This window comes from Halomonas sp. H5 (assembly GCF_050613175.1).
GTDB lineage: Bacteria > Pseudomonadota > Gammaproteobacteria > Pseudomonadales > Halomonadaceae > Bisbaumannia > Bisbaumannia salifodinae.
Map to the genome: position 1 here is coordinate 1,866,392 of NZ_CP192510.1, position 12,343 is coordinate 1,878,734.

Consider the following 12,343-nt stretch of genomic DNA (forward strand, 5'->3'; position numbering starts at 1 on the left):
AAAACCTGAATCTGGTCTTGTTCAAACACGAATGAGGCCAATTCAATGACAGATACGACTTACCAAACTGGGAACCTCCCCCCGGAAGCCACCGTAGCCCTTCCCAAACTCCTTAATCAGCGCGACCTTGCCAACTATCTTGGCAAGTCTACCGCCTGGTGTGAGCGTGCCCGCTGGGCCGGCGAAGGCCCGAAGTGGTGCAAACTCGGCCGGCATGTTCGCTACCGCGCCGACGATGTTCTTGCCTGGCTCGAGGCGAATGCTTGTACCTCCACTAGCGAGGAGGTATGAGCCATGACAGCACAAAGAAAACCGCCGACGCTTGGGGGAGCGTGGGCGGTTCACAAAGCGTTCTCGGACCAACTCGCTATCGAGGCCAAGCTGGCTGATGCAATTTTAGCACAGACTGGTGTCTCGACCAGTATCGTCGCCGATGGCGAGATTCACCGCCACGATCACCCGGACGGCAAGCGCGGCAACAAGCGTATCTGGTACGTCTGCCATCACGACTTCGCTGTTTGGGGTGATTGGGGTACCGGCGAACAGCACAACGTCTTTGCCAAGGGGCCCATTGATCCCGAGACGGCCACCAAAGCCCGTATGGAGGCCGAGCGCCGTAAGCATGAGCGCAAGGCCAGGGACGAGCGCAGAAGGGCCCAGGCCGCCGAGAGTGCCCGGCAGGCTACCCATCGGTTGCCCTGGGCCGATTCCGGTCACCCGTACTTGGTGAAGAAGAAGATCAAACCCATCGGCCTAAAGCAGCAGGGCTCGAAGTTGGTGGCGGCGATGACCGACGGGCGGCGCATCGTCAATTACCAGACCATCGACCCTGATGGCCGCAAGCGCTTCCTGGCTGGCGCGAAGAAGCAGGGCGCCTATTTCGCCATCGGTCACATCGGCGACCGCCTAGTGGTCTGCGAAGGCGTGGCCACGGCGATCAGTATTCACCTGGCGTATGGCTGCGCGGTGGCAGCAGCGATGGACTGCGGGAATCTTAAGCCCGTGGCCTTGAACCTGCGCAATCGCTATCCCGACGTGCCGATCGTGATCATGGCAGACAACGACATTCACCGACCGAATAACCCAGGCGTGACCCACGGCAAGGCCGCGGCGGAAGCAGTGGGCGGTCAGTGCGTATGGCCGGCCCCCAGCCCCGTCCAGCCGGACGCTGCCATCGACTTCAACGACCTGTGGCAGGGAGGCCTTCTTCTATGACGAACTTGCTCCTGGATCCTGCGACCAAGGCCGCGGCGGAGAAGCTGCCAAGTCCCGGCTTCACCATGGTTGGTGACATGCTCTCCAATGTCAGGCCACCGGACTGGCTCATCAAGGGTCATCTAGAGGCCGACAGCCTGGGGCTGATCTATGGCCCTCCCAAGTGCGGGAAATCCTTCCTGGCGATCGACTGGGCCTGCTGTGTGGCCACCGGCACCCCCTGGCATGGCCATCAGGTCAAGCAGGCGACTGTGTTCTACCTGGCCGGCGAGGGTCACAACGGACTGGCGCGCCGTTTCATGGCATGGGGGATCAGCAGAGAGATTGATCTCTCGAAGGCGCCCATAGCCGTCTCTAACTCTGCGCAGCCCTTGACCGATGAGATCGCAACGACCCAAGTGCAGGTCGCAATCGATACCTTGGCCGAGCGCCACGGTCCCCCGGCACTGATCGTCGTCGACACCCTGGCCCGTAACTTCGGCGGTGACGAGAACTCGACGCAGGACATGAACACCTTCGTCCAGCACCTCGACCGGATCCGCCAGCGCTGGAGGGCCACTGTCCTGGTGGTTCATCACACCGGCAAGGACCAGTCCCGGGGTGCCCGTGGCTCTGTCGCCCTCACGGGTGCCATTGATTCGGCATTCAAGGTCGAGCGCGACGAGCTGGGGACCGTGCTCATGGAGGCCACCGAGATGAAAGACTCTGAGCCGCCAGGGCTGCAGGCCTTCAAGCTCGAGGGGGTTCTCCTGCCCCTGAGCGACGAGGAAGGCGGGGAGGTATGGAGCTGCGTCCCCCGGCCATTGGATTCCGCTTATATGCCGCCCAAGAAAGGTGCTGCAGGGAGGGGCAAGAACCAGACCGCCGCCCTTCGTGAGCTGGAACGGCTGTATTCAGATTATGCCGAGCGGCTGGGCGGAGCGGAGCGCCCCCCTTTGGTGGAGATCGCCCACTGGCGCCAAGCCTGTATCGACGCAGGGCTGTTCAAGCCGAACCGGTGGGGTGAGGTGAAGGACAAGCTGGCCGAGCATGGCTCCGTAATTCTCCGGCCGCCTCATGCTCTCCTGCCATGAAAACCCATGTCCGATTCCGAATTCCGAAATACCGATCCGTCCGGTTAAGGAAACCGGAACGGTTCGGAGCGGGCTTTTCGGATGTTTCGGAAGTGTTTCGGAACAATTTCGGAATTGGTTTCGGAATGTTTGGTGCTCCTAGAGAAGTTGTCCAGTCGGACAACAAACAGCGATGTATGTATAGGCACTACCCCCGCAACACCCCACCTGCCTGGCTATCAAAGGGATATGTAGTCTCCCTAAAAGACATTCAAGTTACTGTCATATATGAAATATCTTTGAGAGTCATAAAATAGGTACCAGATATGGAGCAAATATCCCCGAGATAGGCACCTATATGGCCAAGCAATCCGCACTACCTAACGACTACTCCCACGACTGGCTTGAGCGACTAGACGGGCGCACCCGACTTGCTCAAGCAGTCCGCCAGCGGTACAGCGCCCTGACCACCGATCTAGGTGGCCACGAGAACCTGAGCTATCAGCGTCGCAGCTTGGCGCGCAGGGCGCTGTGGCAAGAGGCTGTCATCGAGCAGATGGAAGCGGCGCTAGCCCGTGGTGAGGATGTGGACCTAGGTCGTATGACGCAGGCCGTTAACAGCCTTCAAGGGCTGCTTAAGACACTCGGACTAGACAGGAAGGCAAAGGACATTCCCGACCTCCAGACATACTTGGCTAACCGGGGGCAGGCATGAGCGTCAGTATTCGCGACGTTATGACCGACCCGGCATTGTTTGGGGATCAATTCAGCGGTGATAGCTGGGCGCCCTGGACGTCCCTGTTGTGTGGCTTCTACGGCCTGGCGCTGAACCGAGAGGAACGGCGCATCTTCCATAGCATTACACGCCGCTCAAGCAGCCCTAAGGAGGCTTGCGAGGAGCTTTGGCTGGTAGTGGGCCGCCGTGGTGGTAAAAGCCAGTGTGCGGCCCTGCTGGCCGTTTTCATTGCAGCCTTTCACGACTATTCCGACCGCCTTAGCCCTGGTGAAGTGGCGACCTGTGCCGTCCTGGCCGCCGACCGCAAGCAAGCCCGCTCAGTGTTCCGTTACGTTGTCGGCTTGCTGCACAGCAACCCGATGCTTTCAAGCATGATTGTTCGTGAGGACAAGGAAGGCATTGAGCTGAGCAACCGCACGGTTATCGAAGTCGGCACCGCGTCTTTCCGCTCAACCCGTGGCTATAGCTTCTGCGCAGTCATTGCCGATGAGATCGCCTTTTGGCGCAGTGAAGATAGCGCCAACCCCGACCGAGAGATTATCGATGCCATCCGTCCAGGGCTGGCCACTCTCAACGGTAAGTTGATCTGCCTATCATCGCCCTATGCCCGCCGCGGCGAACTGTGGGAGACATACAAGCGCCACTTTGGCCAAGATGGACCGATCCTCGTTGCCCAGGCGCCAACCCGCATCATGAACCCGAGTTTGCCCCAGCGGGTAATCACTCGTGCATACCACCGTGATGAAGCGTCGGCCCGGGCCGAGTATGGGGCCGAGTTCCGCACAGACGTTGAATCCTTCGTCACCCTGGAGGCCCTGGAGTCTGTAACCCGCCCCTCGCCACTGGTCCGCCCCTATGACAGCCGTTATGGATATGTGGCGTTCGTGGATCCTGCAGGTGGCGGCAAGGATGAATACACCATGGCCATCGGCCACCGTGAAGGCGACATACTCTGCATCGACCGCGTAGACGCTGCCCGAGGTGTCCCGGCAGAGATTACAGCGCGGTATTCCGGCGTCCTCAGGGAATACAACGTCAAGCGCATCAACCTGGACAAATATGGCGGATCGTGGCCTGCCGATGAGTTTGGCAAGCATGGCATTACCGCCGAGCATTCCCCAAAGGTTCGGAGCGAACTCTATATCGACTCCCTGCCCGCAATTGCTAGCGAGCGTGTCGAGCTTCCCCCTGATGAACGCATGATTCAGCAGTGGACGACCCTAGAGCGGCGCACTAGCCGCGCTGGGCGCGATTCCGTTGACCATGCGCCCGGTGCCCATGATGACCGTGCAAACGCTGTGGCGGGTCTTATCGCACTACATGGGCAAGTAAAACCCTATGTACCTATCCGCTCCTGGCTTTAACGAGGTAATCCCATGTCCGACATGCTGAAAACACACGGCCTAGACAAGATGCAGAACGAGCGCCTTGAACTGGCTCTACAGAACTCCCTACAGAAGGCCCAGCAAGGCGATTACCAAGCATATCTGCTGGCCACACTGGTTCAGAGCAACGTGCTCTTGGTCGATCGCCTGAAGCAACTGGAGGCCCGCCTCGACAAAATGGAGGGCCGCGGCAATGGCCGGTGAATACCTAGATGAACTCCTCGTGAAGTTGGGCTTGGAAACAGACGCACAGTCTTTCCGGCAGGCCAACAGCCTATTCGCCGGCGTCACCCGCGCCGCCTGGGGCTTCTCTGCTGCAATATCTGCCGGCCTTGGTGGCGCTGCACTGACCACTAGGCTTGCCAAGAGCCGCCACGCCTTCGCCGCCCAGGCCGACGCCCTTGGCCTGTCCGCCGAAGCGGCCGATCGGCTGGGGTTTGCCCTGGAGCAAGCAGGCGGGAGCGCTGACAACGCGCTTAACGTGCTTCAGACAATGCGAGACCTTCGCGACCAAGCGGCCTATGGCGAAGGCGAATTGTTCGGCGCGGGCATGTTCGGCATTGATGTTGACCGCATCATTACCGCTCAGGATGAAATGGCGGCGCTGTTGGAGTTGTCTCGCCAGTTTCAGGGGCTTTCCGATGTGGAGCGTAACCGGGCACTGGATCAACTGGGCATTAGCGGGACCGGCATCCAGAACCTTTTGCGCGGTGGCCCTGACGTGTTCGGGGAACAGCTTGCGCTAGCCGCGGAGCTTCGGACCCTCACTGAAGAGGAAGTTAGGCTTAGTCGTCAGCTAAATCAGAGCATGGGCGAGTTGAGCCGCGCCATGGATGAGCTTAACGACAACCTCGTCACTGGGCTGGGTCCGCATCTGGTCGATGCGATTGATGCGTTTACGGGAATTCTCACCGGGAACATACCCAACGCCCCTCCGGGAGAAGGTGCGTTTGTCCGTGGGGCGGATGGCGGTGCGGATCTCCGCGCAAGGCAGCGTGACACGTCTAGTGTTAGCAACGAAATCTCGGGAATGACCCTTCTCGAGGCCATAGCCCAAGTGGAGTCAGGAGGTCGCCATCGCGATGCTAGCGGGAGGCTGATCACCAGCCCCCTGGGCGCCCAGGGGATGTACCAGATCATCCCCAGCACTGGCCGCGATCCCGGCTACGGGGTGATGCCGCTCCAGAATAACACTCAGGCAGAGCACGAGCGCTTCGCACAGGATTACTTGGGGGCGCTGGCCCGAGAGTTCGAATCGGAAGAGCTGGCAACGATTGCCTATAACGCCGGCCCCGGAACGCTTGAGCGCTGGCTAAGCGAGTCCGACGACTGGCGCGAGTCCGCACGACGCGACCTGCAATCTGATGTTGATCACATGCGGTACGTAGCCAGCCAGGCGCTCGAATATGAATTGAAGGTCGAGGGCGTGATGGGGCGAGAACTTAGGGGCGGCACGATCCACCAGACGAATCACTTCCATATTCAGAGCAACGATCCTGATGCTGTAGGCCGAGAAGTAGATCGCCGTATTTCGCACCTTTCACAGCAGAGTTCACGTGACTTACAAAACGGGGTGGACTGAATGTCACCGATCCTGGATAGGGTATACCATCTAAGTGTTGGGGATAACTCCGAGACGCTGGAGCTAGATGGTTTTGTCGGGGACCCCGCTAGAGTCCAGTTTCGTATTGATCGCGGATATGGAAGTTACGACTCTCACGCCTTGATTACCGTATTTGGCTTGGGCCGGCAGTCCCGCCAAAAAATCTATGAGCGCTATGACAGAGTTCGTTTTACAGCTGGATACAGGGATAGCTGGGGGCAACTGTTTTCTGGAACCATATACAACGTGAGCATCGGCAGAGATGGCCCGGAGACTTTCGTTACCTTGTTCTGTCGAGCGTCAGGGGTGAACTGGGACAATGCCCAGGTGGTGAAAACGTTTGGCGCTGGCACGAACATGCTGGAAGTGGTTACTGAGGTGGCCGAGTCTTTCGGCTTGCCCGTTGAGTTTGTCGGCGACTTCTCCGACCTTCCGACCTTGGCAAGTTCGATGCCTGTACAGCAGTCCGCTAATACCTTCCTCGCCACAGAGGCTAAAAATTTCGGCTTTACTTGGACGATTGACGGGGGGAGGCTGACTATCTTCCGCGATGGTGCCAAGCGGGAAACCATGCACTCCACTAGCGCATTAACTGGCATGGTTGGCACTCCGATAATCACCCAATGGGGGATTGAAGTCACCACAAGGTTAATGAACCAAGTCCAAATTCTTGACCAGATTGAAGTGCGGAACGAGACGGGGCAACTAAACTTCGCCAATCCCAATGCAATCCACCGAGCAGACACTATTGGAGCTGGTATATATCGAATCTCCGGGCTAACTCACGATGGCGATTTATATGGGGACAACTGGTCAACGACGCTCCAGGGTTTAAACCCTAGAACCACCACCACGAGGTAGACATGAACCTAGATCAACTGAAAGACCTTATCGCCCAGCAAGACGAAACCCAGCGCAGAGCCGCAGATGCTGTTCGTCCTGCCTATGAAAAGGCCCGGCAAGCCGCCCATGAGCTGCGCGAGAGCGTGTCCGGCACTGTGGACGAGGATGCCCAGCGTGAACGCCTGCAGGGCATTGTAGTGAGCGCTGCCGGGAAGATCTACGCCAGCAAGTCAGACCTTCAAATGGCTGGCCTTGTGGTGGGCCAACACGCTGCCGCCGTAGCGGATCAACCCGGCCTGGATTCGTCTCTGGCACGGGATGGCAAATGGCTGATTGCTAACGCCATGAGCAATGTCCGTTACCACCGCGCTGAACAGCGTCAGAAGGTGGTGGCCGCGCTGGTGGTGGCCGCCAGCGGCGCCGGGGTGGAAACCGGCCTGATCGAGTTCCCGCAACCGTGGTGGAGCTTCCCCAGCCTACCGAACCTGGAAGCAATGGCCGAGCTGATGGATCCCGAAGCCGTGGCCACCATGCGGGGCGAACAGGAAGAACAAGCCGCCCTGCTGGCCGAGGCCATGCGCCTGGAGGATGCGCTTAAACAGGCGCAGCCCAAGCTGTTCGCGGTAGGCGATAGCGGCACCGCGCTAACTGTCGCCGTTCGCAATCATCGAGGCGGCAGCCTGACCATTATGGGCGTCTCGTTTGAACCCGGTGATAACGAGCTGACTGCCGAGCAATTCTCGAAGGTTCGCGGCAACCGGTATTTCGCTGCACATACTGAGGCCGGGGCTCTGGAAATCATCACAACTAGTGATCTCGTGGAGGAAGTGTAATGACCGACCATAAAGGCAAGTGCTATAGCCAACCGCCTAAAAAGGAAAACGCCTGGAAGGACGATGCCCAAGTGAAAAGAGATGCGGCACGTAATGAGTTTCTAGCCAAGCGGTATGGCACCACTGACAGCATCGAAAATGCTTACGAAGCCGCACAGGAACGCAGCCACTCCGCCGCCATGGGTGGGCGTGTTGTGCGAGACGGAGAGCACGTTGTTGCCAGCATGGCAATCATGGATTCCGAGGCCGCATCAGAGGTGGAGCGTGGAGCGCGTGCGTTATCAGCTGTTCACGACGCCCAGGCGCAGCGCCAGGCGGCTCGCCAGGAATGGATCGACCAACGCCAATCCCGCGGCGTGCTTGATGCCGCTTACAAGGCCGCGCAGGAACGTAAGGCCAACGCCTGGGAAGATGGCACTCAACACACGACGGGGGATACCCAAGTGCAAAGGGATGCTGCGTATCAAGAGTTTCTCGCCAAACGGCACGGCACCACTGACAGCAAGGAGGGCAAATAATGGCTAGCGTCTGTGGAGATCACTACGAGTTGACCATGCGTAGTCAGTACCTATTTGATAAGCGTCGGCACCTATTTGAGTCGGCCACTGGCCGCCCAGATCAATCGCCAAAGCACCGCAACAAGCAGGCTGAATCCCTCGCCGTGTCACGTCTCAGGGGGCTCATGAGTCGGGTGCGTGCATGATCGCCGTGCTGCCCTGCCACCAGGCGCTCCCACAGTCGGTGTAATCGTGATGACGCCCTTGCCGGCCGCCAGGGGTCGGGATCGGTTCCCGACCCTTCCATTCCCCCGGCACATGGCTGATGGCCTTGGCACGCATCGGTGGAAGATGTTCGGCCTCATTGGGAAAAAGCCTTGCCGAGCGAGAACCGATGAACTACATTGAATCCCAATAGAGTTCATTAGGGATGAAACATGGCACCCCAGGATCACCAAGTCTCCATACGCCTTTCTACCGAACTGCTGGAGCGGGTGGAGGCATACCGCAAGGAACTGGAGCGCGTGACACGTCAGCCAGTGACCCGCGCCAATGCGCTGAGATCGCTGGTCGATGCGGGCCTGGAGCTTGTGGAGAAGGAAAAGAAGTAGGAAGGATGCCCCGAGGTGTTGCAGCACCTCGAGGCAATACACATCGGCAACTACTGAGGAGAAGCCGACATGCAAGACCATGATACCACCGACCCACGCATCAATGATCATTACGACACCACGACCCTGGCTCGAGAGCATCTACGGAATGCCGAGAGCCTCTTCATGGCCATTAGCAAGATGCTGCAGACCGATCATGGCGTTCATCACGCGAAGGTGCTTGCTGGCCTCGGCTCCACTGACATGATGCATGCCGCCGACGAGATGCATGAGCAAGCCGAGATCCTCTACGCCCAGGAGGTGAACAAATGAGCCATGCAATCCCTAACCTTTCTGCGCGCGATCACATCGAATCGCACGCCCACAAGGCCTGGGCGCTGTCCGAGCTGCTGGTTGACCACTTCTGCAGCCAGGAGGACCGCAACGTCCTGAGCGACGACGTCATGGTCGGGCTGATGGAAAACATCTCCGGTCACTTGGAGGAGATCCGCAAGCTTGCCCGCGTGTGCACCGAGAAGCAGGGGGCCTAGCAGGGCTGACGCCGACCTAGAAAGCAGAAGCCCCGCTCAATGGCGGGGCTTTCTTGTGTGGGATGGTGCCGGGAGCGGGACTTGAACCCGCACGACCGTGGGTCGAGGCATTTTAAGTGCCTTGTGTCTACCGATTCCACCATCCCGGCAGGGTGCTACATAGATGCTACATAAAAAATCGGCGGCATTCTAAGCCGCTGATTATCCAATACTTTATAGCTCGAAAGGCAAGATTTTAAGTCTCTTGCGTCTACCAATTTCGCCATCCGGGCGGGAGGTTCGAGCTGGGGAAATCAAGAAATGGAGGCTGGAGTCGGAATCGAACCGGCGTACACGGAGTTGCAGTCCGCTGCATGACCACTCTGCCATCCAGCCTCACTGAGTCGGGCCAATTTCAGAAAGTCTTGCCTGGGCAAGTCTGAATCTGGAGCGGGAAACGAGATTCGAACTCGCGACCCTCGCCTTGGCAAGGCGATGCTCTACCACTGAGCTATTCCCGCTTGACTCGAGAGCGAATTATACGGATAACTCCGTGACTGTCAAACGTTTATTGCGACTTTCCTTACATCGAACGACGCAGATGGGGCCAGGCGGCACGCAGGTACTGGGCCATGGACCACAGGGTCAGGGCGGCGGCGGCATAGAGGGTCGCGACCCCCAGCTGGGCCACCGGAGCGCCGGGGACGAAGCCCAGCAACAGCAGCAGGGCGACCATCTGCAGGGTGGTCTTGACCTTGCCGATCCAGGAGACCGCCACCAGGCCGCGTTTGCCCATTTCGGCCATCCACTCGCGCAGCGCCGAGATAACGATCTCGCGGCCGATGATCACCAGTGCCGGCAGGGTCAGCCAGAGGCTCTCGTAGCGTTCGATCAGCAGGGCCAGGGCCACCGCTACCATCAGCTTGTCGGCCACCGGGTCGAGGAAGGCCCCGAAGGGGGTGGCCTGATCCCAGCGCCGGGCCAGATAGCCATCCAGCCAGTCGGTGATGGAAGCCAGGGCGAACAATGCCGCCGCCAGGGGCAGGCTCCAGCCATAGGGCAGGTAAAAGATGACCACCAGCAGGGGAATAAACGCGATGCGGGCCAGGGTAAGTAGGTTGGGGATATTCATCGTCGAGTCGCGTGTCCTTGCCTGAGGAGTCGAAAGGGTCATTCTACCCGCGGCCGTGGGGATCATCCATGTGCCTGGGAGCATTGTCAGCCATGCAGCGCCTGATAGATGGTCTCGGCGAGGCCGGCGCTGATGCCGGGAACCCTCGCCAGTTCCTCGCGGCTGGCCTGGCGGACCCCCTGCAGGCCACCGAAGAAGCGCAGCAACTCCCGGCGGCGCTTGGGGCCGATGCCGGGAACCTCCTGTAGTGTCGAGGTGCGGCGTGCCTTGTCGCGTTTGGCGCGGTGCCCGGCGATGGCGTAGCGATGGGACTCGTCGCGGATATGCTGGATCAGGTGCAGGGCGGGGGAATCCGCCTCCAGGGCCAGAGGCTGGTCGGCCCCTTCGAGGAAGAGGGTCTCGAGTCCCGCCTTGCGGGTGCTGCCCTTGGCGACCCCCAGCAGGCGGATGTCGCCTAGGCCGAATTCCTCCAGCACCTCGCGGGCCATGCGCAGCTGGCCCTTGCCACCATCCACCACCAGCAGGTCGGGGCGCTTGCCCTCGCCCTCGGCCAGGCGCTTGAAGCGTCGGCTCAGGGCCTGGTGCATGGCGCCATAGTCATCTCCCGGGGCGATACCCTCGATGGCGAAGCGCCGATAGTCGGAGTTCAGCGGGCCCTCGGGGCCGAAGGCCACGCAGGAGGCGATGGTGGCCTCGCCCTGACTATGGCTGATATCGAAGCACTCCAGGCGGGTCGGCGGGGACTCCAGGTGCAGGGCCTGGCGCAGGGCCTCGAAGCGCCTGGCCAGCTGCGTCTGGTTGGCCAGTTGAGTGCCCAGGTGCTGCTCGGCATTGGTCTGGGCCAGCCCCAGCCACTGGGCGCGGTGGCCGCGCACCTGATGGGTCAGGCGCACCCGGCGTCCGGCCTGTTGACTCAAGGCGGCCTGGATCAGGTCGGCATCCGGCAGGGCGAGGCCGGTGATCACCTCCTCGGGGACCTCCCGGGCGGAGCCCAGGTAGTATTGGCTGACCAGCTCGCCGAGCAATGCCTCCGGTGCCAGGTCGAGGCCATTGACGGGGGTGTGGTGATTGACCCCCAGCATGCGCCCCTGACGCACCGTGAGCACCGCCACGCAGAGGCCGCCGGGGCGCTCCGCCAGGGCGAAGAGGTCGGCGTCGCCGCCGCCGGTATCCACATACTGGCGCGCTTGCAGGCGGCGCAGTTGCTGGATCTGGTCGCGCAGTCGCGCCGCTTCCTCGAAGGCCAGCGCCTGGCTGGCCGCTTCCATGGCCCGGGTCAGCTCGTCGGTGACCTGATCGCTCTTGCCGGAGAGGCACAGCACCGCATGTTCCAGGTCGCGGCGATAAGCGTCCTCGTCGATCAGCCCCACGCAGGGCGCGCTGCAGCGCTGGATCTGGTACTGCAGGCAGGGCCGCGAGCGATGGGCGAAGACGCTGTCCTCGCAGTTGCGGATGCGGAAGATCTTCTGCATCAGCGACAGGCTCTCGCGCACCGCGCCGCTGCTGGGGTAGGGGCCCAGGTAGCGGCCATCGTCGCGGCGCCGCCGGGCACGCTTGTACTCCAGGACGGGATAGGGATGGTGGTCGCTGACGAAGACGAAGGGGTAGGACTTGTCGTCCCGCAACAGGATGTTATAGGGCGGGCGCAGTTCCTTGATCAGGGTCTGCTCCAGCAGCAGCGCCTCGGTCTCGCTATGGGTCAGGGTGACCTGGATATCGGCGATGCGCGTCACCAGGGCCTGGGTCTTGGCGTTGAGGGTGCCGCGGAAGTAGCTGGCCAGCCGCGCCCGCAGGCGCTTGGCCTTGCCCACATAGAGGGTGTCGCCGGCGTCGTCATACATGCGGTAGACGCCGGGGCCCTGGCCGATGGTCTTGAGGAAGTGCTTGGAATCGAAACTCATGGAAGCCGTGCCGCTAAGTCCTGGCC

The 12,343-nt window shown here is 60.6% G+C and carries 14 protein-coding genes and 3 tRNA genes; 12 read left to right on the forward strand and 5 right to left on the reverse strand.

All coding sequences use genetic code 11. From position 1 onward, the window contains the following. Positions 1-45: 45 nt before the first annotated feature. The 12 genes from ACQ1W9_RS08675 (at position 46) to ACQ1W9_RS08730 (ending at position 9,305) form a co-directional block, all read left to right on the forward strand. Complete coding sequence (locus ACQ1W9_RS08675; RefSeq protein ID WP_431026219.1) at positions 46-291, forward strand: helix-turn-helix transcriptional regulator; 246 nt, start codon at positions 46-48, stop codon at positions 289-291. 3 nt (positions 292-294) lie between these two features. After that, positions 295-1,215 (forward strand): toprim domain-containing protein, encoded by a 921-nt coding sequence (locus tag ACQ1W9_RS08680; protein ID WP_431026220.1) that lies wholly within the window; start codon positions 295-297, stop codon positions 1,213-1,215. After that, on the forward strand, positions 1,212-2,288 hold the full coding sequence (locus tag ACQ1W9_RS08685) for an AAA family ATPase (RefSeq protein ID WP_346063584.1): 1,077 nt from the start codon (positions 1,212-1,214) through the stop codon (positions 2,286-2,288). The genes ACQ1W9_RS08680 and ACQ1W9_RS08685 overlap by 4 nt, the downstream gene beginning before the upstream one ends. Before the next feature lie 690 nt (positions 2,289-2,978). Further along, entirely contained in the window at positions 2,979-4,367 is a 1,389-nt protein-coding gene (locus tag ACQ1W9_RS08690; protein WP_346063585.1) for a hypothetical protein, read from the forward strand. Between the two features lie 12 nt (positions 4,368-4,379). Further along, the gene (locus tag ACQ1W9_RS08695) at positions 4,380-4,592 is read left to right on the forward strand and encodes a hypothetical protein (RefSeq protein ID WP_346063586.1); all 213 of its coding nucleotides are present in this window, start codon (positions 4,380-4,382) and stop codon (positions 4,590-4,592) included. Further along, positions 4,582-5,970, forward strand: coding sequence for a lytic transglycosylase domain-containing protein (locus ACQ1W9_RS08700; RefSeq protein ID WP_346063587.1), 1,389 nt, complete (start codon positions 4,582-4,584; stop codon positions 5,968-5,970). Before ACQ1W9_RS08695 ends, ACQ1W9_RS08700 begins: the two co-directional genes overlap by 11 nt. Continuing rightward, positions 5,971-6,852 carry a baseplate hub protein gene (locus ACQ1W9_RS08705; protein ID WP_346063588.1) on the forward strand — a complete coding sequence of 294 codons (882 nt, stop codon included), beginning with the start codon at positions 5,971-5,973 and terminating at the stop codon, positions 6,850-6,852. A 2-nt stretch (positions 6,853-6,854) separates the two neighbouring features. Next, on the forward strand, positions 6,855-7,667 hold the full coding sequence (locus ACQ1W9_RS08710; protein ID WP_346063589.1) for a hypothetical protein: 813 nt from the start codon (positions 6,855-6,857) through the stop codon (positions 7,665-7,667). Then, positions 7,667-8,185 carry a hypothetical protein gene (locus ACQ1W9_RS08715; RefSeq protein WP_431026221.1) on the forward strand — a complete coding sequence of 173 codons (519 nt, stop codon included), beginning with the start codon at positions 7,667-7,669 and terminating at the stop codon, positions 8,183-8,185. Before ACQ1W9_RS08710 ends, ACQ1W9_RS08715 begins: the two co-directional genes overlap by 1 nt. 416 nt (positions 8,186-8,601) lie before the next feature. Then, positions 8,602-8,775: a hypothetical protein gene (locus ACQ1W9_RS08720; protein WP_346062200.1), complete on the forward strand. Its 174-nt coding sequence runs from the start codon at positions 8,602-8,604 to the stop codon at positions 8,773-8,775. Positions 8,776-8,844: 69 nt separating this feature from the next. Beyond that, positions 8,845-9,087, forward strand: coding sequence for a hypothetical protein (locus ACQ1W9_RS08725; RefSeq protein WP_431026222.1), 243 nt, complete (start codon positions 8,845-8,847; stop codon positions 9,085-9,087). Next, positions 9,084-9,305 carry a hypothetical protein gene (locus tag ACQ1W9_RS08730; RefSeq protein ID WP_431026223.1) on the forward strand — a complete coding sequence of 74 codons (222 nt, stop codon included), beginning with the start codon at positions 9,084-9,086 and terminating at the stop codon, positions 9,303-9,305. Before ACQ1W9_RS08725 ends, ACQ1W9_RS08730 begins: the two co-directional genes overlap by 4 nt. A gap of 63 nt (positions 9,306-9,368) precedes the next feature. Here ACQ1W9_RS08730 and ACQ1W9_RS08735 read toward each other — a convergent pair. From ACQ1W9_RS08735 to uvrC, 5 genes are all read right to left on the reverse strand, one after another. Beyond that, positions 9,369-9,454, reverse strand: a tRNA-Leu gene (locus ACQ1W9_RS08735). A gap of 152 nt (positions 9,455-9,606) precedes the next feature. Then, positions 9,607-9,680 (reverse strand) — tRNA-Cys (locus ACQ1W9_RS08740). 50 nt (positions 9,681-9,730) lie between these two features. Next, positions 9,731-9,805: transfer RNA gene (locus ACQ1W9_RS08745), tRNA-Gly, on the reverse strand. A gap of 62 nt (positions 9,806-9,867) precedes the next feature. After that, a complete protein-coding gene (gene pgsA / locus ACQ1W9_RS08750) occupies positions 9,868-10,416 on the reverse strand; it encodes a CDP-diacylglycerol--glycerol-3-phosphate 3-phosphatidyltransferase (RefSeq protein ID WP_346062202.1) in 549 nt (182 codons plus the stop codon). A gap of 86 nt (positions 10,417-10,502) precedes the next feature. After that, complete coding sequence (gene uvrC, locus ACQ1W9_RS08755; protein ID WP_431026224.1) at positions 10,503-12,317, reverse strand: excinuclease ABC subunit UvrC; 1,815 nt, start codon at positions 12,315-12,317, stop codon at positions 10,503-10,505. Between the last annotated feature and the right edge of the window lie 26 nt (positions 12,318-12,343).